Raw genomic sequence first — 24,459 nt, forward strand, 5'->3', positions numbered from 1 at the left:
AACTAAGAGAGAAAATTACTATGAAAACTATCAGCTATTTAATCTTACTTGGGGGAGTCTTATCCCTAGTTTCGATAACTGCTTCGGGTGCAAATTTATCTTCTTCTCAAAACACTTACCCAGCTCTAAAAATGGGGATAAACAAAGATAAAGAAATGCGTAGTGATGAAAGATTTAAAAAAATGGACAAAAATAGGGATGGAAGAATCAGTAAGCAAGAACTTAGAAGCAAAGGAGGCAATAAATTTAAGCGCTTAGACACTAATAAAGACGGTTATGTCAGCAAAGAAGAATTTGAAGCCAATGGTAAAAAACATCAAAGAAGACAAAATAAAAGGCACTCTAAAAAGGAAGGAAGTCAATTTCAAGGACAATATTAATTAAGCCTACTCTACGTTCACCCGGTATTTATTCCTAAAACTGTATTGATCAGATAAAACCATTAGTTGAAATCACCCCTATAGAGTGGCTTAAAACAAGCAATTTTTATAATCTAAGCTATTTTTAGCCTATCATACTTTTCTGAATATACTCTTAATATCAGTCACTTATTGATATTTTTAAATAAATGGCACGGAATTAGCTAGTAATTAATTAAGCTAGTTTAAAATTATGAATAGAGAAAGGAGAATTTATGAAAATTATTAAAATGATGGGTTGTTCAATACTTTTCAGTGGGGCTTTATCGCTAGCTTCAGCGCCTGTTTTCGCTGAAAACCAATCTTCCCTACAAAAAACAAATATAACCAAAAAGCAAGAAATGCACGATAAAAGCTGGTTTCAAGAAATGGATAAAAATGGGGATGGAAAAATCAGCAAGCAAGAGTTTGAGCAAGCGGCAGATAGTAGATTTGCAAGCATGGATACTAATAAAGACACTCATGTGAGCATACAAGAATTTGTAGCTTCTGCTAAGACATGGAAAAAGGAGCATGCAGGGAATTATTCACGGCACGGAAATCACAGCTTGTAGAAGGCATTAATCATAATAAGCAGGCATTATAATAAAAAAACTTATATAGTTAGTAAGGAAGTTTTAATGTATGCCCTGTCTAAGTTGTCTAGTTTGGGGTTAGGCAGGGTTTTTCTTTAAGTGTATTTGTCAGGCTCGTTCTTGGCCTAATTTCCACAGCACCAAATTCCATTCTCTTGCTCTTGATGATAAATGCTTTTATCATTTAGGTGTGTTTACTTACAGTTTTCCAATAATAGCTAGTAAAGAGATAATGTATATACAAGCCACGAATCGATTTAAAGCCCTACGGGCTTTCCTCCTAGGAGGATTTCTATCACTAGTTTTAGCTCCTGCTTTTGGCACTGGAGCTATGCCCTTTCCTGTACACCCTAACTATTGGGGAAAATTAGGGGAGGAATATAAAGAGATAGATAGGAATAAAGATGACCAGATCAGCAAAAGAGAATTTGAGGAGGCAGCAGATGTAGAGTTTGACGAGCTAGATGCTAACCACGATGGTTATATTAGCGAGGAAGAATTTAGTCACTTTGAGTGCCTAGACACTAACCACGATGGCTATATCAGCACAGAGGAATTCAAAGCCAACAGTGGTCGCCCCTGTCGCCGTTTCAGATAATATCTATCTATATTCCACGGGTAGGTTAAGGTTTTTATTTGCCCTTAGCCCTTAATCTACCCGCAGAGGCTTACTTCAATATTCCAATAGTATTTAGCTAATTTTAGCGTTTAATTCTTATTGATTTTCTTTTAGCATCTATACTTAGGTTGCCACCACCATAAGCTGCTAGTAGTAATAGCCCCCCAGCTATAGCCAAATTCTTCATAAACATGATACTTTGAATTTGATCAGTAAAATTAGCATGAAAAAGCATAGCAGCTAATAGGGAAAAAACAGCCAGTACTAAGGCTACCCACCGAGTAAAAAAACCCGCTATTAACGCTAATCCTCCACCAAGCTCAAGAAAAATCACGAGAGGTAGCAACGTTCCTGGGATACCTACTGATGCCATATAAGCCTGAGTACCCGCATATCCAACACCTAATTTAGAGATTCCAGCCATAATAAAAACTGGTGCTAACAAAAGACGGCTAACAAGGTTAAGTACTTGATCCATAAAATTTCCTTTAGATATGAAAAGATGAGTTAACAAATCTTATATTAGTTTATGATTTTCAAGATAGAAAGCTGTTTCAGCTTAGATCCAATATCTGAATTAAGCCATTTCCCAAAGCGGTATTGGCTTGAATAAACTGTCAATATAGCTCCATCCTTATTAGGGAAGCGCCTCATTACTATCCTTACGCTTGAGTTAATAAGCTCAAGCCTCACCGCCCACATGAAGGAGCAGCATAGGCTGCTAGCAATTATTAAACACCTAGTAACCTTTAAAAACAGAAAGGCCCCGATAAACGGGGCCTCTAATTAATAGCTTAAGCTCAGAGGTTACATCATCCCCATATCGCCCATACCACCCATACCACCCATACCACCATGACCGCCACCATGTCCTGGCTCCTCATCCTTAGGGGCTTCAGCGACCATAGCTTCAGTCGTAATCATTAAACCGGCTACACTAGCGGCATGCTGTAGGGCCGTTCTAGCCACCTTAGTGGGATCCAAAATTCCCATTTGAATCATATCACCAAATTCTCCTGTGGCCGCATTGTAACCAAAGTTACCTTCCCCTTCCTTAACTTGATTTACAATAACAGAAGCCTCCGCTCCAGCATTGTTCACGATCTGGCGCAGCGGTTCTTCCATAGCCCGGCAAGCAAGACTAATGCCCATATCCTGATCATGGTTAGCACCTTTAAGGTTTTTAATACCTTTCAAAGCTCGAATTAAAGCCACACCACCACCAGGAACAACGCCTTCCTCTACTGCTGCACGGGTTGCATGTAGGGCATCTTCGACGCGAGCCTTTTTCTCCTTCATCTCCATTTCAGTGGCAGCGCCCACTTTAATGACAGCCACACCGCCTGCTAGCTTAGCTACTCGCTCTTGGAGCTTTTCCTTATCATAATCAGAGGTCGCTTCTTCTATCTGCACCCGAATCTGCTCTACCCGAGCCTTGATATTTGCAGCGCTACCAGCACCATCCACAATAGTGGTATTTTCCTTGCTAGCACTAATCTTCTTAGCCCGCCCTAAATCGTCTAATGAAACCTTATCTAGGGAAAGACCTACTTCCTCAGAGATAACAGTACCACCGGTAAGCACGGCAATATCTTCCAGCATGGCTTTACGTCGATCCCCAAAACCAGGGGCTTTAACCGCACAAACTTTAACAATACCCCGGATGGTATTAACCACTAGTGTAGCCAGTGCTTCGCCTTCTACATCCTCAGCAATGATCAATAGAGGTCTACTTGCCTTAGCAACATTTTCCAATACCGGCAATAGCTCACGGATATTAGAGATTTTTTTATCGTGAACTAAGATATAGGGATCGTCCAGCTCAGCAATCATGGATTGCTGGTTATTGACAAAATAAGGGGAGAGATAGCCCCGATCAAACTGCATACCCTCAACCACTTCTAGATCATTTTCTAGACCCGATCCTTCCTCTACGGTAATCACGCCTTCCTTGCCCACTTTTTGCATCGCTTGGGCAATGATTTTACCGACCGTTTCATCTGAGTTAGCAGAGATAGTGCCTACCTGAGCAATCGCTTTATTATCTTCACAAGGTTTAGAAAGCTTCTTCAGCTCTTCAACAGCGGTATTTACTGCCTTATCAATTCCCCGCTTAAGATCCATGGGGTTCATACCCGCTGCTACTGCTTTCATACCCTCTCGCAGCATACTTTGAGCCAAAACAGTTGCGGTTGTGGTACCATCACCAGCAACATCGGAAGTCTGAGAAGCGACTTCCTTGACCATTTGGGCACCCATGTTTTCAAACCTATCCTTCAGCTCAATCTCTTTAGCGACGCTGACACCGTCCTTAGTAATAGTGGGTGCCCCAAAGCTCTTTTCCAATACTACATTACGTCCCTTAGGACCTAAGGTCACTTTTACCGCATCAGCCAAAATATTTACGCCACGGATCATGCGATGGCGTGCATCTTCGCTAAACCTTACCTCTTTAGCTGCCATATTTACTCCAATCCTCTATTGATGAATTAATTTTATTTAAAACTATACTATGATCGGTGTTTTAACCCTGAAATACTGCCATGATGTCATCTTCACGCATCACCAGTAATTCCTCGCCATCAACCTTAACCTCAGTGCCGGAATATTTGCCAAAGAGCACTTTATCCCCAGCCTTAAGATCAAGGGCGCGAACTTGTCCGTTCTCTAGGATCTTTCCATTACCAACTGCAACAACTTCACCCCGGATAGGTTTTTCAGCTGCTGTATCTGGAATCACGATGCCGCCAGCAGAGGTTTTCTCCTCTCCCATACGACGAACGATAACCCGATCATGAAGTGGGCGAATCTTCATCAACTTCTCTCCTCGTTATTTTGAGATTTAAATACTTAAATTAAAAAACAATCATATTTGTTATGGGGCTAATATTTTCAGTTTTCAAGGATAATATTAAAAATAATCAGCACTCCAACGTAACGAGTGCTAATAATAACAGTATAAATATACAAGTCAACTAGCAATCTAGAAGATCTTAAAGTGTAAAAAAAATAAACAGGAAATTAAGAGATTTAGATCAAAGATAAACGACTACTCGTCTTCCCGTTTAGCTTGACTCTCAATAATACGAGATTGCTGCTGCTGGTAATCCGAGCTATTTACCTCATGACGATAATATATTGCCCCCCTAAGCTGGTTACTCAATAGGCCATGTTCTATCACCCATAGGGCTAAAAGACGACGTAGGCTAGGGATTAATACTAAAAAAGCCAAAATATCAGTAAGAAACCCCGGGATCATCAGTAATATACCGCAAACAAACAATATCACACCCTCTAACATCTCTAGCGCAGGGACTTCACCACGAGCCATCGCTGCCTGAAGGCTGCTAAGAGTAGAAAATCCTTGCTGGCGTACCAAAATACCCCCTATTACCGCCGTAGAAATGCATAAAAATAGAGTCAAGCCTGCACCAATAATGCTACCTACAAGAATCAGTAGGTAGATTTCAATGAGCGGAAACACCAAGAAAAGAAAAAAAGGCAAACGAATCATCATTTACTAATAGCTATTAATCAATTATTTCAGTATACGCAATCTAATTTGCAATGTCTCCTTGACTTATAATGTCTTAATGGTTTTAATAGCGGCTTAATTGTATTAATATAGCTTATCTATCCGGCCAGGTAGCTCAGTCGGTAGAGCAAGGGACTGAAAATCCCTGTGTCGACAGTTCGATTCTGTCCCTGGCCACCAATGAAGCGCCCTCCAGCTATTATTAGCAATAAAAATTTTTTTTGAGTAAACCTTGCTAAAAACAGATCCCTCCTATTGCTAAGCCTAGCCTACTTATTAATTAGAATAAAGATCTTATCAAATACTTATTCCTAGTTTTAATCTATCTGTTCTAAGCTACTGTTTTTAAGCAGATATGTAAACCTGTTAAAGGATATAAGCTTAGCTAAGAATTTTCATTTTTAATTTAATGGCTTATACGAAGATAAATAAAAATATAAAGCTTTTACCCAAAAATTGAGCTATAAAGTATATGCGCTTCAAGTATTATTGAATGGAAAGGTCAATCACTTATTACTAGAAGCTAGTAAAGTTTACAAATACAAGAGAGATTTAAAAATGAGTCACGCAAAAACCTTAGCCTTCATCACCCTAATTTTAGCTGCCCCCATAGTCAATGCTCAGCAAGCATGGGGAGACAATGGATACAATCCATGGAATGATAATGTGCCTAATAACTTTGGAGGTTACAATAATTATAATTCTCCTTATGGCAATCAATACTCACCAAATAATCTACAAAATAACCAGATGATGCAGCAACAGCAAATGATGCAGCAACAACCCTATGATAATGATCTAGAAGGTGGTAATAATTATTTAGGAGACATTGATAACAATCAACAGTTGATGTTTGGTAATCCATAATAATTTAGGTAGACCGGCTTACAATTTACAATAAGGATCACCTAATAGTAGGGCTAGATCTTTAATTACATTCTCTGGAAAGCCTGCGGTTTGCCTGTTGCTTTTTATTGCATTATTAGCAGTCTCGGCTAGGTATTTCAATGAATACGCATCTCTAACAAACCCCTCATTTAGTACTTGTTCTATCTGTACTCCAACCTGTTTGCTCAAAGCTAGCAGAGAATCTCTTCAGCTAACTCCGCCCTCATCCTGCTCTGCTGAAGAGATAGCACCCCTAGAAATACATAGCGTATACTTAAAAACGTTGGCACTTCTAACTCAGCAATAGAATAGATCCCAAGGTAAGGAAATACGTCTGTAGTCGGCCTACTAGTTTGGTAACTCACTATCCATGATTATTTAGCTAGCCATTCACGGGCTACCACTTAAAGCTATCGACAACCCGCATGCGGACAGCTTTTTCTGCTTTACGCCGTATTGATGGATCAACTTCATTGGTAAGTAGTTAACGGGCAACCTCTCGTTTTACACGAGCATTAGCTAAGGGTTTTCCTTAAATACTAACGGGCACTAAAAAAGCCAGCTCCCCTATCATTCTTACTAGGGTTTCTGGCTCGTATGGATGGATATCTGGTGGCTATGGGTGGACTCGAACCACCGACCTCAGCATTATGAGTGCCGCGCTCTAACCAGCTGAGCTACATAGCCGTAAAAGATAGGAAACAAATTAAAGAAAATTAATTATACAGTAAAAATTAAAACCAGAAAAATATCCGTAATTATTACTCCCTAGTATTTGTTAACTATTACGGTAATAGGGGCAACCCCAGCGCCTTAAGGAATACGTTGTGCTGCTCGGTAGCCATCTTAATTTTCTTATCCAACAAGACCAGCTTCCCATATTCGTCCTCAACATCAATTTCCACCTCAGTTTCCGCAGTGCTCACATAGCGCGAGATATTTAGGTTGAAATCGTTCTTCTCAATGTCCTCCATAGCCACCCGCCGTGAGTAGCGCGCTTCTTCCTTGCGATATTGATAGGTATCAATAATCTTGTCAATGTGCTCAGGCAACAACTGATTTTGCCGTTTGCCCTTCTCAAAGTGTTCAGCCGCATTGATAAACAGCACATCATCTGGCTTCTTGCATTTTTTCAACACCAAAATACACACGGGAATGCCTGTAGAAAAAAACAAGTTAGCCGGCAGGCCAATCACAGTGTCAATATAGCCATCGTTAAGTAGCTTGGTACGGATGCGCGCCTCAGCACCGCCACGGAACAGCACCCCGTGGGGCAAGATAATAGCCATCACGCCATCGGGCTTTAAAAAATAAAACCCATGCAATAAAAAAGCAAAATCGGCGGCAGATTTAGGCGCTAAGCCGTAGTTTTTAAAACGGGCATCCTCACCCAATACTTCAGTGGGTTCCCAGCGATAGCTAAATGGTGGATTAGCCACCACGGCATCGAATTTTGGTATTTTGGTTGGGTTACTTTCCTTCAGCCACGCCCACTCATTAACTAATGTATCGCCATGGAAGATCTCAAACTCCGAATCCATTACTCCATGCAGCAACATATTCATGCGCGCCAAGTTATAGGTAGTGATATTCTTCTCTTGCCCGATGATCTTGCCGATACCGCGCGATCCCATGCGATGACGTACATTTAACAGCAACGAACCCGAGCCGCAGGCAAAATCTAGTACACTGTCTAGATGCTTGCGCTGGCCAGTTTCTGGCGCTTGGCTATCCAGCGTGACAATCGCCGATAAAATACTGGAAATAGGTTGTGGCGTGTAAAATTCGCCTGCTTTTTTGCCACTACCTGCCGCAAATTGGCCAATCAGATACTCGTAAGCATCCCCCAAGGTATCGCTATCGGTGGAAAAATCGGCCAACCCCTTGGCAATCTCACTGATGATCTTACACAGCTGCGCATTACGCTCGGCATAAGTCTTGCCTAGCTTTTCGGAATTTAAATTAATCTCAGAAAACAGGCCACGAAACGCGCTAGCAAAAGACTCATTTTCAATATAACTCAAGCCTTTTTGCAGCGTATCAAGTAATTCGCCATTCTGCGAACGCGCTAGCTCAGTAATACTGCTCCATAGATATTCCGCCCGAATCACATAATGTACCTTACGGCGCATTTGTTGCTCAAACTCAGCCATATCATCTGGGTTCTGTGCAGACCACACCGCCAGCGGCGCGCGGCGATCCCCTGCATCCAGCTCGGGATAATCCGACCCTAATTCCCTTTTTGCCGCCGCCTCGTAGTTATCCGACAAATAGCGCAAAAACAAAAACGCCAGCATATAATCACGGAAATCATCCGCGTTCATCGCTCCGCGTAGCTGATCAGCTATCGCCCACAAGGTTTTACCTAGTTTTTGTTTTTCAGATTCGGTCACAATATTTCTCTCTTATTCTCATTCGTAGTGACTCCACAGCCGTAGAATTTTGACTACAGGCCCATCTTCCAACACCTGATAAACCAAGCGGTGCTGAATATTAATTCGACGGGAACAGATGCCCGCCAAGTCGCCAACCAGTTTCTCAAACGAAGGCGGTTTTTTATAGGGATCTTCTAAGATTAATGCTAGCAGCTCCTGAGCCTTTGCGCGCAAGCCCCTTGCAATCAGCTTTTTTGCATCTTTCTGAGCCTGCTTACTATAAACTAGCCGCCATATCACCAACCGAGATCCTCATCGCATTCATCAATTGGGGTAGCCATACCCTCACGAATCGACTCTCCCATACCCGGCACAGAAAGCAGGAACAAAGTTTCTTGGATGGCAGCCCAATCTTCTTCAGATACCAAAACAGCCTTGTTTCGCTTGCCCATAATCACGATGGGCTGATGAGACTCAGCGGCTTCATCAATCAACCGATATAGATTGCTACGAGCCTCAGTTACCGTAATTCCGTTCATGTCATACCTCATATTTATTCAATTGATAAGTAATTGTACTTTTAAGGTGATTTTCCCAGCACCATTTGGCCTAGCGATGATGATAATTCGTTTACTCACACTCACGTGCTCATCTCATCCATGACGGGAAACAACTGCTGCATCAAGCCTTTTTTATGGCGTTTAAGGGTGTCGATTTTTTGGCGTTGGGCGGTGATGAGATCATCCAGAGAAGAGAGGCAGGCGGCAATGCGTTGTTGTTCTGGTAACGAAGGGTAGGCAATAAACAAAGCCCTAATTATTTCTGCATTAAGATTAAGTACCCCGCTACCCGCAGCATTATTTAAGAAATAGGACTGACTTGATGGAGAGAAAATTAAATAATAAAGATACTCTTTGCTTACAGATTCATGTAACTCTGTAATGGCAATCCATCCATCGTGAATACATGACTTAATTTTCATTAAATAAGGTCGCCCAAAACTCATTGAATTCGAGAGTATTAAATCGCCAAGGTTCACCTCTCTCGTCTTGCTTAGCGCTTCGGGTCGAACTCTCTCTTCTGTTCTGATGACATATTTTTCCTCTTTATCTACATCGCCAATCTTTAGCCAATTTAACCCATTAGCCTCTATGGTAAGAAAGCTGCTGATTGGGCGTGGGGAACCACCGCGTACAACGGTAGAAAGATCACCAAGATTATTCAATTCCCACTCCCCCGCCTCCTGAAATTCTGGAAAGCGTAGGCGGGGCACAGTTTCCCCTTCACGAGGGAACAGTTGTTGCATTAAGCCTTTTTTGTGGGCTTTGAGAACCTTTAGTTTTTGGGTTTCTGCCGTGATCAGTTCGTCGAGAGAGGACAGGCAGGCGGCAATGCGTTGTTGTTCTTTCAATTTCGGAACGGCAACATCGATTTTAGCTAAATCTGAAGAACTAATAGCCGGATAATTCGAGCCAGTGCATTTTTCTAGAACTCGACCGACGAAATCGTTTGTATGGATCAGCTGATATAAGAACCGCTCAGATTCAAAAGCTCTTAATTGTGCATAGCCAGTTGAGGCAACATAGTCATTTTCATCGAAGGAAAAGAAAAAATTATTTTTCTGATAAGGACGAACAATCTGATAAATAACATCCCCTATTTTCAAGAGTCGCTGCGCTCTGCTAGGTGCCTCTTCTCGCTTTATTATTTTTCTTATTTTCAGCTCTCCAGCTTCTACTGATTCTAAATCTATATATACAAATGTTTCAGGAAGTACTGAACTTGAAGGGTTTACTGTGCAAACACTATCCAACGGTTTTATTTCCCACTCTCCCACCTCCCGAAATTCTGGAAACCTTAGCCGTGGCACCAGCGCCCGCTTTTTGTGGTTCTGCTCATCCATGGCGTTCGTGTCTTTATGGCTCATAGGCGCTCAAGCCTGAGATCTCCCGCCCTTGAGCCAATTTGCGCAGCAATGGCATTAGATCTTCCATCAGCGCCAGTTCTTTTTGCGCGCGCGCTTTCCAGCCGAGATTTAGCGGGGTCATTAGTTCCCTGAGCGCCTCACCGTCGAAAATATAGCGACGTAGGATCTCATTTACAAAAGCTTGCAGCGCTTCAGAGGCTAGATCGTGCTTGCCAGCAATAGCGTTGAGTTCGCGGGTTTTTTTCTCCGCTTTGAAATGGTCATACCCAGTGCGGATTTGCTTTTCATCCAGTGCCCGCCCTAGGGGCAGGCCACGAATGTAGTCGGCGATATCTTCCCGTTCGTCAATGAACTTAGCATCGGATTGGATCAAGCCAATGAGCTGCTCGCGGTTCATCGTCATTTTATCCGGTGGTTGCTGAGTCATGCGGGCAATCAGCGCCATGATGTAGTCATAATCAATTAGCGCTGAAGCAAAAAGCACAAACTCGAAATCCAGATCCTGTACTTCAGGCGAGGGCTGATCGCGGCTCTGCTGTTCCTTAAGCCGTTTGGCTGTTTCCAGATACGCGCTTCTGAAGCCTTGTAACTGCTCAGGCGGTGCGATCTGATCAATTTGCATTTTTTGCTCTTCATTTAGATCCGTGTATTGATCTAGCTGAGTTTTGAGGCGCTGCACTTCTTTGAATAGGTTGATGAACTGGCTGCGGGCGGCATCGCCCTTGAGGTTAGCTACTTCTTCGGGCTTAGATTCTAAGTCTTGGGATTGCATGAAGTTGGTCAGCTGTTGGGTGGCTGCTTGTAAGTTGTCAATGACTTTGGGGGCTGGGTCTACTAGCCAGATTTCCCGCGGGTTGTCGGTTTTTTCGCCGGAGAACAGGGCAATGGCTTCTTCTACCAGTGTTTGCTGCTGGCGGAAATCCAGAATATTACCGTAGGGTTTACTATCGTTCAGTACCCGGTTGGTACGGGAAAACGCCTGAATCAGGCCATGGTACTTGAGGTTTTTATCCACATACAAGGTATTCAGGTACTTGGAATCAAAACCAGTGAGCAGCATATCCACCACAATAGTGATATCAATCTTCTGGGCGTGAGGTAGATCGGCATTGGGGTACTGCTGATCCTTGATGCGTTTTTGTACGTCTTGATAGTAAAGGTCAAACTCACCAATGCGGTGATTAGTGCCAAAGTGAGCATTGTAATCGGCGATAATACGGATGAGGGCGACTTTTTTGCCTTCTGGATCTTGCTGATTGTCTGCTTTTTCTTGGGGTAGATCTTCTTGAATCTGTTGTACGTCCTTGTTACCTTCAGCAGGCGGCGAGAATACGCAGGCAATGTTTAACGGCCGGAAAGTGTCATTTTTGGCCTGTTGTTGTGCTTGCAGGGTTTTGAAGGTTTCAAAATACTCAATGGCATCATTGATGCTAGCGGTCGCCAGTAAAGCGTTGAATTTGCGCTCGCTAGTGGCTGCATCGTGCTTAGTGAGAATGATTTCGATGACCTTGACCTTGGCTAGGGCTTCACCAGACTTGGGCAAATTCTTGCCTTCAGGCTTGAAATAGTCCACATGGAAGCGCAAAACGTTGCGATCTTCAATGGCGTGGGTGATGGTGTACTGGTGCAAGCAGCGCTGGAACAGGTCATTGGTGGTGCGGTAACTGGCTTGCTGACCCTCAATTTGTTGAACGCTGGCGTTTTGCGCAAAGATGGGCGTGCCAGTGAAACCGAATAGCTGAGCCTTGGGAAAAAACGCTTTGATAGCCTTATGATTCTCGCCGAATTGCGAACGGTGGCATTCATCAAAAATGAACACCATGCGTTGGTTGCGCAGAGGTTCTAGGCGTTCCTTGTAGTTGCGCTTCTTACTGGTGTCATCTAACGCCAGCCCCAGCTTTTGAATAGTGGTGACAATCACTTTATCGGCGTAGTTATCGGAGAGCAGGCGGCGCACCAGTATTTCAGTGTGGGTATTCTCTTCGACACAGCCTTCCTGAAAGCGATTGAATTCCTCCCGGGTTTGGCGATCGAGGTCTTTGCGATCCACTACAAATAGACACTTATCGATGTCTGGATTGTCCTTGAGCAGGGTAGACGCCTTAAACGAGGTGAGTGTTTTACCGCTGCCAGTGGTGTGCCAGATGTAGCCATTACCACAGTTTTGATGGATGCAATCCACGATAGCCTTGGCCGCATAGATTTGGTACGGTCGCATCATCAACAGCCTCTGCTCACTGGCCACCAACACCATGTAGCGGCTGATCACTTCACCCAGAATACATTTAGCAAGGCATTTTTCGGCAAAGCTATCTAGCTGCGTGATTTTTTTGTTATCCTCGCCGGCGAACTGGTAAACCGGTAGGAAGCGCTCATCTGTATTAAAACTAAAGTGGCAAGCGTTGTTGTTAGCGAAATACCAAGTATCTGCGCGGTTGCTGACAATGAAGAGCTGGATGAAGCACAACAGCGTCTTGCTGTAACCATTGCCGGGGTCATTTTTGTAATCAACAATCTGCTGCATGGCTCGGCGCGGACTAACGGCCAGCGCTTTAAGCTCAATCTGCACCACGGGCACGCCGTTAATCAACAGCATTACGTCGTAACGGCGGTGGCTACTATCGGTGTTAATACGTAGCTGGTTAATAACTTCAAAGTGGTTTTTGCACCAATCTTTGATGTTGACCAGCGTGTAGTTCAGTGGGGTGCCATCATCCCGCTCAAAGCTATTGGTATTGCGTAATGTTTGCGCGGCGGTATAAACATTAGGAATGATAATGCTATCAAGTAAGCGCTGGAATTCGCTGCTGGTCAGGGTAACGCGGTTGAGGGCTTCAAATTTTTCGCGAAAATTCTTCTCTAGCGCAGTGCGGTCGTGGATATCTGGGCGGTGGGTATATTTAAGATCCCTGAGTTTGGCGATCAAATCCCGTTCGATCTGATTTTCTGTAATAGTCATTACGTGAGGGCAAAAACAATAAAAATCCTATAGCCTTGCCTTAGACATTAAACCGAAAATGCACTACATCCCCATCCTGCACAAGGTAATCTTTGCCTTCAAGCCGCCATTTACCCGCCTCTTTAGCGCCTTGTTCCCCTTTACAGGCCATAAAATCTTCATAGGAAATCACTGCTGCACGAATAAAGCCTTTTTCAAAATCCGTATGGATAACCCCGGCAGCTTGGGGGGCCGTTGCTCCAATAGATACTGTCCAAGCACGCGCCTCTTTCGGGCCAGCAGTAAAAAAAGTCTGTAACCCAAGCAATTTATAGCCGGCACGGATAACTCGATTTAAACCAGGTTCTTCAATGCCAAGCTCGGCTAAAAACTCCGCTTTTTCTACTGCTTCTAGCATGGAAAGCTCTGCTTCAATAGCAGCACAGACGGGAACCACTTCAGCACCCTCCTGTAAAGCAATCCCTTGAACCTCACTTAGCCAAGGGTTATCTTCAAAACCCCCTTCAGCCACATTAGCAATATAAAGCGCCGGTTTAGCGGTGAGTAGATGTAATGGTTGCAAACTCTTTAATGCTTCTTTATCAAGATCTAAAGTACGAATTGCTTTACCCGTACTTAAGTACTCCCGTACTTTTTCCAACAGATTTTTAAAGGTAAGGGCTTCTTTATCTGCTTTTGCTGCTTTAGTCGTGCGGGATAGGGCTTTTTCTATGGTTTCCAGATCGGCAAGGGCAAGCTCGATATTAATGACCTCTATATCCCCTAAAGGGTCAACTTTCCCTGCTACATGGATGATGTTCGGATCTTCAAAACAGCGAACCACTTGGGCAATCGCATCAGTTTCCCGAATATGAGCTAAAAACTGATTACCTAAGCCTTCTCCTTGAGAGGCTCCTGCTACTAAGCCCGCAATATCCACAAAGGTCATCGTAGTGGGAATGACCTGTTGAGGGTTCACAATAGTGGCAATTTTATCAAGCCTTGGATCAGGCATGGGCACGACCCCAACATTGGGATCAATGGTACAAAAAGGGTAGTTTTGGGCTTCGATTCCCGCTTGAGTCAGAGCATTGAATAAGGTGGATTTACCTACATTAGGCAAACCCACAATCCCACACTTAAATCCCATAGATAATGATCTCCTAAACCGCGCTGTGCAGTCGATGCATGGCCTTTTCTACTTCTCCGGCGAGTACTTCAGGTAAAATTTTAATTCCGGCGGTGATAGCCACTTCAATCGCTAGCTGATCGGCTACTGAAGGGCGGCTTAACACATAACCCACCACATCCTGCCCATTTCCGGGATGGCCGATGCCTAAGCGTAAGCGCAAAAAATGTTTCAAGCCAAGACGGTTAATAATATCCCGCAAACCATTATGCCCTCCATGACCCCCCTCACGCTTAAGCCGAGCTACCCCAGAAGGTAAATCCAGATCATCATGAATAATACACAACTGCTGAGGAGGTATTTGATAGTAACTTAAAAGAGCAAGCACTGCCTGACCACTGTGATTCATAAAGGTTGTTGGCTTGAGTAGTAAAATATCATGCCCGCACCAACTCATACGGGCATAATCGCCAAAAAACTTTGCCTCTGGTTTAAAACGAGCGCCTAACTCTCTTGCTAAATTCTCTACCCACCAAAAACCGACATTATGACGGCTCTGCGCGTATTGTGAGCCTGGATTACCTAAACCAACTAGAAGCCAAATAGGGGTAGACACTTAAAAATAGGTTATCCAGCAGCCTCAGATTCATCCCCTTGAGCACTCTTAGGCTTATGAATAGCCACAACGGGTTGATTATGATCCTCGCCGAGTTTGAGCACCGGAATCTCAACGCCTGCTGGAAGTTTTAAATCAGATAAGTGTAGGGTTTCACCTATCTTCACGTTAGTTAGATCTACCTCAATATACTCAGGTAAATCTTTTGCAAAGCAGCTAACTTCAACATCATTTAATAAATGGGCAACGATACCTCCCTCCTGTTTTATGGCGAGAGCTACATCATGACCGATAAAATGTAACGGCACCTTGATAGAGAGTTTCTGTACTGCGCTAACCCGCTGTAAATCTAAGTGAACTATTTTGTTAGGATTAATTGGCGATCGTTGCAGCGCCTTAAGTACAACTTTCTCATTTTTACCATTCACATGGATAGTTAAGATATGAGAATAAAAAGCCTCATGGCTTAAATGGCGAAATAGCAGATTATGATCAAATACCAGTGAAACAGCCTCTTCTCCAGCGCCATATAAAATAGCAGGTACTTTGCCAGCGCGACGTAGGCGGCGGCTCGCACCTTTACCCCGATCGCCGCGAAGATCAGCATGTAATTCAAATAGATTTTCCATCTCTTTTATCCTCCTGTGAGTAAGCTAAAAATATCGCCCGTTATGACCTTACCTTTGCGACCAAAGCAGGTAGGGCAACAATAGAAGTGTTTTATTCTACAAATAAGGAGCTTACCGACTCCCCAACACTAATTCGGTAAACGGTTTCCGCCAGAATTTCAGCAATGCTTAATTGTCGAATTTTATTGCAGGCTTGGGCTTCTTCTCGTAGTGGAATGGTATCAGTAACTACCAGTTCATCCAGCATAGATTTATCAATATTTTCTACAGCTGATCCAGAAAGAACCGGATGGGTACAATACGCTATTACTTTGGCAGCCCCATTTTGTTTAAGCGCGCGAGCAGCTGCGCACAAAGTACCGGCAGTATCTACCAGATCATCCACCAGCAGACAAGTACGCCCCTTAACATCACCAATAATATGCATTACCTTCGCCTGATTAGGATAAGGTCGGCGCTTGTCGATAATAGCTAAATCTACCTCCATTTGCTTGGCAAAAGCTCGAGCCCTGACTACTCCCCCCACATCGGGAGAAACAACAATTAGATTAGGATATTCATGCTTCCAAATATCACCAAGAAGCACCGGCGAGGCATAAATATTATCTACGGGTAGATCAAAAAATCCTTGAATCTGATCGGCATGGAGATCCACGGTTAACACTCGATCAGCACCCACAACAGTAATCATATTGGCCACTACTTTAGCGCTGATAGGGACACGGGCTGATCTAGGTCGGCGATCCTGGCGGGAATATCCAAAATAGGGAATTACCGTCGTGATTCTAGCCGCTGATGAACGTCGAACGGCATCTACCAAGATGAGGAGCTCCATTAAACTATCATTAGTAGGGGCGCAGGTAGGCTGAACAATAAAAACATCTTTACCCCGTACATGCTCCATCAGCTCTACCATAATTTCTCCATCGCTGAAGCGACTCACTAGAGCTTTAGCTAAAGGAACGCTTAAATAAGCTGCAATATCTTTGGCAAGCTGAGGATTGGCATTACCGCTAAGGATAATCAGGCGAGAAGAAGATTCAGATAATCTATCGGAATCCCCTAAAGAATAAGTACAAAATTTCCTTATCCGTGTAACCACTATTACTCTCAGAAAAGAGAAAGAGATACTAACCTATTACGAAAGAAATGGCTGGGGTGCCAGGATTCGAACCTGGGAATGCGGGGATCAAAACCCCGTGCCTTACCACTTGGCGACACCCCAATAACTCATCACTATAATGTTTTGCTAAAAATTTACTTCCTTAAGGTAAGGTAATAATGGGGATCTATTACAGCCTTTAGCAACAACACCCTGTAAATTAGAGGGTATTTGACCTAATACCTCTAAGGCTTGCTGTCTCTCATTAAATGCTGCAAATATACTACTGCCTGTACCCGTCATTCTAGCTGGAGAAAATTGCGATAACCAATCAATAGCCTCACTAATGATTGGGTATCGGCGGAAAACTACCGGCTCAAGCATATTTCCTCCTTCACCTTCAAGGAAATTGCTTATTTTTATAGGCTTACGATCTCTTGTCAACTCAGGTGCCATAAATATTTCGCCAGTAGCTACTTGGATAGGCGGAGTAATCACTAAATACCACGGTTCTGTTAGCTCAAGCGGTTGTAACTGCTCACCCACACCTTCTGCCCAAGCCGCTTGGCCATAAATAAATACTGGCACATCAGCGCCTAGTTCCAATCCCAACTGAGCTAATTGTACTATAGATAACTTTACTGCCCATAAATAATTTAAAGCCATTAAGGTGGTCGCTGCATCAGAGCTTCCACCCCCAAGCCCCCCTCCCAACGGGAGACGTTTATAAACACGAATCTCTACCCCTTGCTTGCAATCAGTTTTCTGTTGCAAAAGCTTTGCAGCTCGATATATTAAATCTTTTTCTATCAACACGCCAGATAGCGGAGATAGGTGTACGATACGACCATCTGGACGAGGTATAAATTCTAACCAATCGCAATAATTAATAAACTGAAAGGCTGTTTGAAGCAAATGATAACCATCCTTACGTCGACCCACAACATGAAGAAATAAGTTTAATTTAGCAGGGGCGGGCCAAGCGAACATAAAATAGCTATGTTAATTTGATTTCCATCGATCAATGACGAGCCGCATCCTAACTTTTGGATTATCTAGAAAAACTTTACCTGGAAGATAATTGTCATGAATTAATTTATAATTTAAGTAACGAATTACCCACCCCCCTTGAGATAAGCGTTGCAAACGTCCCCAAGGATCTAAAACTTGCTCCGTAATAGGTAACTCTGGTGTTGGTAATCCTAACAACCAATAGCGTAAACCCGTTACAGGGAGCGACCACCCTAGGCGAATCTCAAGCAGCTCTTCAGCCGAAGTAGCCGTTACTGGCTCCTCCCTAGGTAGCCGCATAGTCACTAATTCAGGAGCACCTTTTAGCTCTATAGTACCCTGTCCAAAAGGGAAGAACCAAAAAATATCAAACTTATCCTCCTTTTGCTCCCAATGTACACTGCCTGTCCACGAATCTTGAGCAACATTAACCGCTAAACGCCCTTTTAACTCCCAGTTCTTGATTCTTTGCAAAGCAAGCTGACGCTCTTGCCATGCTAGCTTAGGATCTGAGGGCGGCTTAGGGGAGGGACGACCAAACTGGATACAACCAGCAACCAATATAGTAATAAACGTGACTATAATTATTGAAAGCGGTTTTCTATATCTTTTCATTTTTGAAAACGCTGCATAACTTCTAAGAGCACCTTATTATCTTTATTTTCTTTAAGAGAACGCTGCCATACTTTTCGAGCACCTGATTTATCGCCCTTTTGCCATAACGCTTCTCCTAAATGCGCTGCAATTTCAGGATCTTTATGAATTTTCATTGCTTTAAGCAGGTATTCCTCTGCTTGATCATAATTCCCTAAGCGATACTGCAGCCAACCCATACTATCTAAAATAAAAGCATTATCAGGCTGTAATTTCATTGCTCTTGAAATATAGTCAAACGCCTCATCAAACCGATTAGTTCGCTCTGCTAAAATATAGCCCAGCGCATTAAGTGCTTCTACATTATTAGGGCTTATTTTGATGATTCGATGTAAATCTTGCTCGGCAACATCTACTCGTCCTAGCTTTTCAGCCACTATAGCGCGAGCATAGAGCAAATTAATATCATTTATCCTATCTTTTAGAATTTGATCATAATAAGCCATCGCCTCTTTATAATTACCTGCATCAGCTAGCATTTCTCCTTCTACGAGCTGAAAACGTACTGCTTGATCAGGAAAGCGCTCGCTAAGCGCCTGCAGATGTCGCCGCGCCTCTTGCATACGATTTAGCTGAGCTAGCAACACAGCTTGTTGGATCTGAGAGTCAACTGCTAATGAACCTTTAGTAATTGATGAGTACCAACTAATCGCTGCCTGAGGATGGCCCTGCAGCTCCGCTAAACGCCCTAGATAAAACCGAGCTTGATCCGCATTCTTATCTAGTTTAAGTAAACGCTGAAAATAATCTTCTGCTTCCTTATATTTCAATTGATCTGCAGCCAAAACCCCTTGAGTCATCAAAACATCTAGGTTTTCAGGATGTTTCTGCTCTAATTGTTTAAATAAAGATCGGGCTTTAGATATATGCTCAGTCTCTATCAGCATTTGCCCATAAGCTAAACGTAAAGGAAAGGTTGCCTTTCCCTTATTTATCGCTGCTTTTAATGAAGCAAGAGCGGCCTCTTTTTTCCCCTGTTGCTGAAGTATACGGCTTCGCAAAATAATTGGCTTATCTAACTCTGGGTACTGTGAGATAATCTGATTGACTGTTTGCAAAGCAACATCTGATTGATTTAAATGTGAGGCAAGAAAGGCATACCCATAGAGTGCATCTGGATCCTTAGCTTGAAAAGCTTTAAGGTTACCCATTAATACCAGCGCCATCCCCGGATTAGTACTTCTAGCCAGTAACCCAGCTACCTTTAAAAAGACTTGATCTTTTGGTTCTGGGCTATGCACCACTAATTGCTCTAGGTAACTTTCAGCCTCCTCATATCTTTGCTGCCCTAAAAGCATAGAAATTAAAACTTGTTGCGCATCCTCATTATCTGGATTAGTTTCCACCCATAATTGAGAGGATCGGGTAGCGTAATTTATATCTCGAGCAAAAAGAGCAATACGGGTTGATCGTTCAGCAAGTCGCGGATCTCGAGTTCTCTCTGCTGCTGATAGATAACTTCTCATAGCATAACCAACCTGTCCTCTCTGACCTGCAACCTCAGCAGAGAGTAATTGGTAAAGTAGATCGGGGGTTAGCTCAACAGAGGGGTATTTTATCTCAGATACTACCGTTTTTTCTGGCTGTACTATAGAGGTGTTTTCTTCCGTTTTTACAGTAGCCCCTAAGCGGGTTCTTGATGTAGCGCAGCTTGCTAATAGTAAGAGCAATACCAGCCCAGCAGCTAATTGAAAAGGGGCCTGCTTCATCTATAATCTCCATTACTTCTAAAAACCATCCTTTAACAGGGGCAAATAATACGCTTTTTTTGGTAGTATACAGGATTAATCTATATAATATTTTTATATGTTTAAGCTTAAAGTTCTTATTTTAAGATATTATTAGATTAACTTAGAGATAAATCCCTAAAAACACATTTATCCACATCGATAGTTAAATCTTAAACGACAAAACTTATTCTTAGAATTAGCGTATTAGTTTAAAATAGTTTTTCTTTTTCTCTATGCAATTGCTTGCCCTTGGTGTTAACCATAAAACTGCATCGGTAGCTGTCCGAGAACAGATCACGTTTACACCAGAAAATCTACCTTCGGCGCTAGCAGAGTTAGTGCACCATAGTGACGCTAAAGAGGCTGCTATTCTCTCTACCTGCAATCGAACGGAACTCTACTGTGGCTGTATGCCCGGGCGGGAAGAAATCATTATTGAATGGTTACGCCAATATCATCATATAGAGCCAAAAACTCTAAAATCTTGTCTTTATACTCATCCTGATCAGCTTGCGGTACGCCATTTGCTACGGGTAGCCAGTGGCTTGGATTCCATGATCCTTGGAGAACCACAGATTTTAGGCCAGATCAAAACAGCTTATCATTATGCTTTGGAAGCCGGAACTGTTGGTCGGATATTAGGCCGTTTATTCCAGCATACCTTTTATGTAGCTAAACAGATTCGCACTGATACTGCTATTGGTACTAGCCCGGTATCAATAGCCTTTGCTGCAGTCAGCCTAGCTAAACAAATTTTTGGTAACCTAGAGGCTACAACTGCTTTCCTCATTGGTGCTGGTGAAACTATCGAGCTAGCTGCACGTCATCTATTTACCAATGGTATAGGGCGTATTATTGTCGCTAACCGAAGCCTTGAAAAAGCCCATCAGTTAGCTAGCCAATTTAATGGCTATGCTATTCCTCTTGCAGAGATGCCCAAACATTTACCAGAGGCGGATATTGTCATCTCCTCCACCGCAAGCCAGCTACCCATCTTAGGTAAAGGTGCCGTTGAGCGAGCCTTACGAATCCGCAAACGTCGCCCTATATTTATGGTAGATATCGCTGTCCCTAGGGATATTGAGCCTGAAGTGGGAGAGTTACAAGATATCTATCTCTATAATGTGGATGATTTACAGGAGGTAGTTCAAGAAAGTCTTCAGTCTCGCCAAGAAGCCGCTAAACAAGCTGAGGAAATTATTGATGCTCAGGTAGAAAATTTTATGGAATGGATTCGCGCTCAGAATGCTATACCTATTATCTGTGCCGTTCGGGATCAAGCTAACCAGCTATGCAAAGATGCATTGGAGAAAGCCCGCCGCCGTATGGCTAGTGGAGATGATCCTAATGAAATCTTAGCCATATTGGCGCATAATTTAACCAATAAATTATTACATATCCCCAGTAGACAACTACGTACCCTGAGTGCTACTGGAGATAAAACCGCTTTAGAAGCAGCGCTTAAAATCTTTGATATTAACCATTTTAAAGTTTAAAAAGATCTGTCCATGAAGGACTCTATCCAAAATAAGCTAAAAAGCCTAGCTGAAAGACAGCAAGAATTAGCTGCCCTGCTAGCTGATCCAGAAATCGCTAACGAACAGAAGCGATTTCGTGAGCTCTCCAAAGAATATGCCCAGATTGATCCTGTTATTAATTGCTTTCAGAATTTTGAAAAGACTCAAAATGCGCTCAATGAAGCTGGAGCGATTCTTAAAGATCAGGATCCGGAGCTTAGAGCTTTAGCCCAAGAGGAAATTAACGCAGCAGAGAAAAGACTCGAGCAACTTGATCGGGAGTTGCAGACGCTCCTATTACCCTCAGATCCTAATGATGAGCGTAACATTTTTTTAGAGATTCGAGCAGGAACTGGTGGAGATGAAGCCGCATTGTTTGTAAATAATCTGTTGCGTATGTACCTGCGCTATGCTGAACAACGAAAATGGGGAACAGAAATCATAAGCAATAGCCCCGGAGAGTATGGCGGCTATAAAGAAATTATCGTAAGAATTATCGGTGAAGGCGCCTACTCGCGGCTAAAATTTGAATCCGGAGGCCATCGCGTACAACGGGTTCCACAAACAGAATCTCAAGGACGAATCCATACTTCAGCTTGCACTATTGCCATTATGCCGGAAGCTGAAGAAGTCGATGATATTAACGTGAATCCTTCAGATTTACGTGTCGATACTTTTCGCGCTTCTGGTGCCGGTGGACAACATGTCAACAAAACTGACTCAGCTATCCGAATCACCCATATTCCTACTGGCATTGTAGTAGAGTGCCAAGATGAGCGCTCTCAGCATAAGAATCGCGCTCGAGCAATGGCTTTATTAAGAGCTAAGATAAAAGCAAAAGAAGAAGAAAAACTCATAGCCCAAGAAACTGCAACCCGCCGCAGCCTCATTGGCAGCGGCGATCGATCAGAACGAATTCGTACTTATAATTTTCCCCAAGGACGGGTAACAGATCATAGGATTAATTTAACGCTTTATAAGCTGGATGAAATCCTAGAAGGCCACCTTGACGGGATTATTAACCCATTAATTGCTGAATATCAAGCTGATCAATTAGCTGCATTAAGTAATTAGGAGATAAAAACACCAAAACTTTGTTTTTTATTCTTGCCTTTCTATGGTTATCTCTGTATAAAAAGCCAGTCTTTTAATTTAATTTCTACTGGCCTTCAATCTTAAAGTAGCTCTCAGGCGAAATACCGCTCTATGCCACCCCTAGCTTTTAATTCAAAGCGCGCTTTTGAGCTAAAAGGTGAGCTTTTTACACTAAGCGTACTTCAATTACAAGATACAGACATAGAACATATAACGCACGAGCTTATTGCCAAAATTAGAACTGCGCCCGGATTCTTTTCTAGTACGCCTATTATCATAGATCTTAAAAATTTAAATAATAGGGAGAGCTTAATCGACTTTAACGCGCTTAAGGCTGTGCTTATTGAACATGGTTTAGTGCCTGTAGGCGTACGTAATGCTCGATCTAAAAATCAGATTGCCGCTGCTCAAGCAGGACTAGCGTTACTTAGAAGTGAGCCTATCGAGGATACCTTCTCTGAAAAACAGAATAACGCTAAACATCAACCCTTTCAGATCAATATTGATCATACTGATCCATACTCCCCTCACAAGAGTATAATAATTACGCGCCCGGTACGCTCAGGACAGCAAATTTATGCCCAAAACTGTGATCTTATACTACTAGCGCAGGCCAGCCCAGGTTCAGAATTATTAGCAGATGGAAGCATCCATATTTATGGCCCTTTGCGAGGGCGCGCGCTAGCAGGTATTCATGGAGATAGAAAAGTGCGAATCTTTTGCCAAAGCTTAGAAGCAGAATTAATAGCTATTGCTGGGAATTATAAAGTAATAAACGATATAGAACCCACGCTAAAGAGCCGTCCTGTTCAGATCTATCTACAGGGAGATCATTTAATGGTTTCAGCACTATAATCTACAATACAGATCCACAGGTTAGGGAGATCAACAGTGACTAAGATAATCGTCGTCACATCCGGAAAAGGTGGTGTAGGTAAGACCACCACAAGTGCCGCATTTTCCATGGGGCTGGCCATGCAAGGCTATAAGACTGCAGTTATTGATTTTGATGTGGGGTTACGTAATCTTGATCTTATTATGGGATGTGAAAGACGCGTAGTCTACGATTTTATCAATGTTATTAATCACGAGGCACAGCTTAGTCAAGCATTGATTAGGGACAAACGCATTGAAGATCTTCATATACTCCCTGCCTCTCAAACCCGCAATAAAGAATCTCTTACCCGAGAGGGAGTAGCGGAGGTTTTAGCTGAGCTACAGAGCTTAGGTTTTGAATATATCATCTGCGACTCACCGGCGGGTATCGAGCATGGCGCATTTATAGCGCTCTATTTTGCAGATGAAGCACTTGTAGTAACCAATCCAGAAATTTCTTCAGTACGAGACTCTGATCGAATTCTTGGTATTATTCAAAGCCAATCTCAACGAGCTGAGCGGGGATCAGAGCCGATGAAAGAACACCTAATTATCAGTCGCTATAATCCTGAACTGGTCGATCGCGGCGATATGTTAAGTGTTGATGATATACTTGATATTCTCGCAATCCCCATGCTAGGCGTTATTCCTGAATCTAAAGCAGTTTTACAAGCCTCTAATGCAGGAATACCCGTAATTATGGACGAGACTACCGATGCCGGACAGGCTTACTGGGATATAGTATGCCGATTTTTAGGTGAAGATATTCCACATCGTTTTATCAAACGTAAGCCCTTATTCAAACGAATTTTCGGATAAATAAA

Annotated in this window: 24 protein-coding genes and 3 tRNA genes; 9 read left to right on the forward strand and 18 right to left on the reverse strand. The window is 42.9% G+C overall.

All coding sequences use genetic code 11. The features are described from left to right. Positions 1 to 20: 20 nt before the first annotated feature. From TAO_RS09200 to TAO_RS09210, 3 genes are all read left to right on the forward strand, one after another. Positions 21 to 380: an EF-hand domain-containing protein gene (locus TAO_RS09200; RefSeq protein ID WP_096527627.1), complete on the forward strand. Its 360-nt coding sequence runs from the start codon at positions 21 to 23 to the stop codon at positions 378 to 380. Between the two features lie 254 nt (positions 381 to 634). After that, complete coding sequence (locus TAO_RS09205; protein WP_096527628.1) at positions 635 to 973, forward strand: EF-hand domain-containing protein; 339 nt, start codon at positions 635 to 637, stop codon at positions 971 to 973. A 253-nt stretch (positions 974 to 1,226) separates the two neighbouring features. Continuing rightward, positions 1,227 to 1,592 (forward strand): EF-hand domain-containing protein, encoded by a 366-nt coding sequence (locus TAO_RS09210; RefSeq protein ID WP_096527629.1) that lies wholly within the window; start codon positions 1,227 to 1,229, stop codon positions 1,590 to 1,592. Positions 1,593 to 1,695: 103 nt separating this feature from the next. Here TAO_RS09210 and TAO_RS09215 read toward each other — a convergent pair whose 3' ends face one another. The 4 genes from TAO_RS09215 to TAO_RS09230 form a co-directional block, all read right to left on the reverse strand. Continuing rightward, positions 1,696 to 2,091, reverse strand: coding sequence for a DoxX family protein (locus tag TAO_RS09215; RefSeq protein WP_096527630.1), 396 nt, complete (start codon positions 2,089 to 2,091; stop codon positions 1,696 to 1,698). A 329-nt stretch (positions 2,092 to 2,420) separates the two neighbouring features. Beyond that, positions 2,421 to 4,076 carry a chaperonin GroEL gene (groL, locus tag TAO_RS09220; RefSeq protein ID WP_096527631.1) on the reverse strand — a complete coding sequence of 552 codons (1,656 nt, stop codon included), beginning with the start codon at positions 4,074 to 4,076 and terminating at the stop codon, positions 2,421 to 2,423. A 61-nt stretch (positions 4,077 to 4,137) separates the two neighbouring features. Continuing rightward, on the reverse strand, positions 4,138 to 4,428 hold the full coding sequence (groES, locus tag TAO_RS09225) for a co-chaperone GroES (RefSeq protein WP_096527632.1): 291 nt from the start codon (positions 4,426 to 4,428) through the stop codon (positions 4,138 to 4,140). Positions 4,429 to 4,662: 234 nt separating this feature from the next. Beyond that, positions 4,663 to 5,130, reverse strand: a complete 468-nt coding sequence (locus TAO_RS09230) for an FxsA family protein (protein WP_231910648.1) — start codon at positions 5,128 to 5,130, stop codon at positions 4,663 to 4,665. Positions 5,131 to 5,252: 122 nt separating this feature from the next. On the opposite strand from TAO_RS09230, the gene TAO_RS09235 reads away from it, so the two are divergent. Together TAO_RS09235 and TAO_RS09240 are read left to right on the forward strand one after the other, a co-directional pair. Beyond that, positions 5,253 to 5,328 (forward strand) — tRNA-Phe (locus TAO_RS09235). A gap of 378 nt (positions 5,329 to 5,706) precedes the next feature. Beyond that, a complete protein-coding gene (locus tag TAO_RS09240; protein WP_145955159.1) occupies positions 5,707 to 6,015 on the forward strand; it encodes a hypothetical protein in 309 nt (102 codons plus the stop codon). Between the two features lie 631 nt (positions 6,016 to 6,646). Here the strand turns inward: TAO_RS09240 and TAO_RS09250 are convergent. The 14 genes from TAO_RS09250 to TAO_RS09315 form a co-directional block, all read right to left on the reverse strand. Continuing rightward, a tRNA-Met gene (locus TAO_RS09250) sits at positions 6,647 to 6,723 on the reverse strand. Positions 6,724 to 6,821: 98 nt separating this feature from the next. Next, positions 6,822 to 8,429: a type I restriction-modification system subunit M gene (locus TAO_RS09255; RefSeq protein WP_096527635.1), complete on the reverse strand. Its 1,608-nt coding sequence runs from the start codon at positions 8,427 to 8,429 to the stop codon at positions 6,822 to 6,824. 18 nt (positions 8,430 to 8,447) lie between these two features. Beyond that, positions 8,448 to 8,711 carry a Txe/YoeB family addiction module toxin gene (locus TAO_RS09260; protein WP_096527636.1) on the reverse strand — a complete coding sequence of 88 codons (264 nt, stop codon included), beginning with the start codon at positions 8,709 to 8,711 and terminating at the stop codon, positions 8,448 to 8,450. Then, positions 8,708 to 8,950, reverse strand: coding sequence for a type II toxin-antitoxin system Phd/YefM family antitoxin (locus TAO_RS09265; RefSeq protein ID WP_096527637.1), 243 nt, complete (start codon positions 8,948 to 8,950; stop codon positions 8,708 to 8,710). Before TAO_RS09265 ends, TAO_RS09260 begins: the two co-directional genes overlap by 4 nt. Before the next feature lie 101 nt (positions 8,951 to 9,051). Continuing rightward, complete coding sequence (locus TAO_RS09270) at positions 9,052 to 10,338, reverse strand: restriction endonuclease subunit S (RefSeq protein WP_096527638.1); 1,287 nt, start codon at positions 10,336 to 10,338, stop codon at positions 9,052 to 9,054. Beyond that, positions 10,328 to 13,297 carry a type I restriction endonuclease subunit R gene (locus TAO_RS09275; protein WP_096527639.1) on the reverse strand — a complete coding sequence of 990 codons (2,970 nt, stop codon included), beginning with the start codon at positions 13,295 to 13,297 and terminating at the stop codon, positions 10,328 to 10,330. Before TAO_RS09275 ends, TAO_RS09270 begins: the two co-directional genes overlap by 11 nt. A 40-nt stretch (positions 13,298 to 13,337) precedes the next feature. Beyond that, positions 13,338 to 14,426, reverse strand: a complete 1,089-nt coding sequence (gene ychF, locus TAO_RS09280; RefSeq protein ID WP_096527640.1) for a redox-regulated ATPase YchF — start codon at positions 14,424 to 14,426, stop codon at positions 13,338 to 13,340. A 13-nt stretch (positions 14,427 to 14,439) separates the two neighbouring features. Then, complete coding sequence (pth, locus tag TAO_RS09285) at positions 14,440 to 15,021, reverse strand: aminoacyl-tRNA hydrolase (RefSeq protein ID WP_096527641.1); 582 nt, start codon at positions 15,019 to 15,021, stop codon at positions 14,440 to 14,442. An 11-nt stretch (positions 15,022 to 15,032) separates the two neighbouring features. Next, positions 15,033 to 15,650, reverse strand: coding sequence for a 50S ribosomal protein L25/general stress protein Ctc (locus tag TAO_RS09290; RefSeq protein ID WP_096527642.1), 618 nt, complete (start codon positions 15,648 to 15,650; stop codon positions 15,033 to 15,035). Positions 15,651 to 15,741: 91 nt separating this feature from the next. Continuing rightward, positions 15,742 to 16,677, reverse strand: a complete 936-nt coding sequence (locus TAO_RS09295) for a ribose-phosphate diphosphokinase (protein ID WP_172419116.1) — start codon at positions 16,675 to 16,677, stop codon at positions 15,742 to 15,744. Positions 16,678 to 16,800: 123 nt separating this feature from the next. After that, positions 16,801 to 16,875 (reverse strand) — tRNA-Gln (locus TAO_RS09300). Positions 16,876 to 16,899: 24 nt separating this feature from the next. After that, entirely contained in the window at positions 16,900 to 17,742 is an 843-nt protein-coding gene (gene ispE / locus TAO_RS09305; protein ID WP_096527644.1) for a 4-(cytidine 5'-diphospho)-2-C-methyl-D-erythritol kinase, read from the reverse strand. Between the two features lie 12 nt (positions 17,743 to 17,754). Beyond that, on the reverse strand, positions 17,755 to 18,378 hold the full coding sequence (lolB, locus tag TAO_RS09310) for a lipoprotein insertase outer membrane protein LolB (RefSeq protein WP_096527645.1): 624 nt from the start codon (positions 18,376 to 18,378) through the stop codon (positions 17,755 to 17,757). Next, on the reverse strand, positions 18,375 to 20,126 hold the full coding sequence (locus tag TAO_RS09315) for a tetratricopeptide repeat protein (RefSeq protein ID WP_096527646.1): 1,752 nt from the start codon (positions 20,124 to 20,126) through the stop codon (positions 18,375 to 18,377). Before TAO_RS09315 ends, lolB begins: the two co-directional genes overlap by 4 nt. A gap of 254 nt (positions 20,127 to 20,380) precedes the next feature. Here TAO_RS09315 and hemA point away from each other — a divergent pair, with 254 nt between their 5' ends. The 4 genes from hemA (at position 20,381) to minD (ending at position 24,454) form a co-directional block, all read left to right on the forward strand. Further along, positions 20,381 to 21,643, forward strand: a complete 1,263-nt coding sequence (gene hemA, locus TAO_RS09320; protein WP_096527647.1) for a glutamyl-tRNA reductase — start codon at positions 20,381 to 20,383, stop codon at positions 21,641 to 21,643. Between the two features lie 12 nt (positions 21,644 to 21,655). Continuing rightward, positions 21,656 to 22,738, forward strand: a complete 1,083-nt coding sequence (gene prfA, locus TAO_RS09325) for a peptide chain release factor 1 (protein ID WP_096527648.1) — start codon at positions 21,656 to 21,658, stop codon at positions 22,736 to 22,738. A gap of 132 nt (positions 22,739 to 22,870) precedes the next feature. Beyond that, a complete protein-coding gene (gene minC, locus TAO_RS09330) occupies positions 22,871 to 23,614 on the forward strand; it encodes a septum site-determining protein MinC (RefSeq protein WP_096527649.1) in 744 nt (247 codons plus the stop codon). A 36-nt stretch (positions 23,615 to 23,650) separates the two neighbouring features. Next, positions 23,651 to 24,454 (forward strand): septum site-determining protein MinD, encoded by an 804-nt coding sequence (minD, locus tag TAO_RS09335; protein WP_096527650.1) that lies wholly within the window; start codon positions 23,651 to 23,653, stop codon positions 24,452 to 24,454. Positions 24,455 to 24,459 lie beyond the last annotated feature (5 nt).

The organism is Candidatus Nitrosoglobus terrae (genome assembly GCF_002356115.1).
In the GTDB taxonomy this organism is placed as follows: domain Bacteria; phylum Pseudomonadota; class Gammaproteobacteria; order Nitrosococcales; family Nitrosococcaceae; genus Nitrosoglobus; species Nitrosoglobus terrae.

Excerpts from the sequence above, each read along its gene's own strand:
- TAO_RS09210 (WP_096527629.1), top strand. The coding sequence starts at position 1,227 with ATGTATATACAAGCCACGAATCGATTTAAAGCCCTACGGGCTTTCCTC.
- TAO_RS09290 (WP_096527642.1), bottom strand. The coding sequence starts at position 15,650 with ATGGAAAATCTATTTGAATTACATGCTGATCTTCGCGGCGATCGGGGT.
- prfA (WP_096527648.1), top strand. The coding sequence starts at position 21,656 with ATGAAGGACTCTATCCAAAATAAGCTAAAAAGCCTAGCTGAAAGACAG.
- TAO_RS09315 (WP_096527646.1), bottom strand. The coding sequence starts at position 20,126 with ATGAAGCAGGCCCCTTTTCAATTAGCTGCTGGGCTGGTATTGCTCTTA.
- TAO_RS09200 (WP_096527627.1), top strand. The coding sequence starts at position 21 with ATGAAAACTATCAGCTATTTAATCTTACTTGGGGGAGTCTTATCCCTA.
- TAO_RS09205 (WP_096527628.1), top strand. The coding sequence starts at position 635 with ATGAAAATTATTAAAATGATGGGTTGTTCAATACTTTTCAGTGGGGCT.
- TAO_RS09240 (WP_145955159.1), top strand. The coding sequence starts at position 5,707 with ATGAGTCACGCAAAAACCTTAGCCTTCATCACCCTAATTTTAGCTGCC.
- ychF (WP_096527640.1), bottom strand. The coding sequence starts at position 14,426 with ATGGGATTTAAGTGTGGGATTGTGGGTTTGCCTAATGTAGGTAAATCC.
- TAO_RS09230 (WP_231910648.1), bottom strand. The coding sequence starts at position 5,130 with ATGATGATTCGTTTGCCTTTTTTTCTTTTCTTGGTGTTTCCGCTCATT.
- TAO_RS09275 (WP_096527639.1), bottom strand. The coding sequence starts at position 13,297 with ATGACTATTACAGAAAATCAGATCGAACGGGATTTGATCGCCAAACTC.
- groL (WP_096527631.1), bottom strand. The coding sequence starts at position 4,076 with ATGGCAGCTAAAGAGGTAAGGTTTAGCGAAGATGCACGCCATCGCATG.
- lolB (WP_096527645.1), bottom strand. The coding sequence starts at position 18,378 with ATGAAAAGATATAGAAAACCGCTTTCAATAATTATAGTCACGTTTATT.
- minC (WP_096527649.1), top strand. The coding sequence starts at position 22,871 with ATGCCACCCCTAGCTTTTAATTCAAAGCGCGCTTTTGAGCTAAAAGGT.
- TAO_RS09270 (WP_096527638.1), bottom strand. The coding sequence starts at position 10,338 with ATGAGCCATAAAGACACGAACGCCATGGATGAGCAGAACCACAAAAAG.
- ispE (WP_096527644.1), bottom strand. The coding sequence starts at position 17,742 with ATGTTCGCTTGGCCCGCCCCTGCTAAATTAAACTTATTTCTTCATGTT.
- hemA (WP_096527647.1), top strand. The coding sequence starts at position 20,381 with ATGCAATTGCTTGCCCTTGGTGTTAACCATAAAACTGCATCGGTAGCT.
- TAO_RS09215 (WP_096527630.1), bottom strand. The coding sequence starts at position 2,091 with ATGGATCAAGTACTTAACCTTGTTAGCCGTCTTTTGTTAGCACCAGTT.
- groES (WP_096527632.1), bottom strand. The coding sequence starts at position 4,428 with ATGAAGATTCGCCCACTTCATGATCGGGTTATCGTTCGTCGTATGGGA.
- TAO_RS09265 (WP_096527637.1), bottom strand. The coding sequence starts at position 8,950 with ATGAACGGAATTACGGTAACTGAGGCTCGTAGCAATCTATATCGGTTG.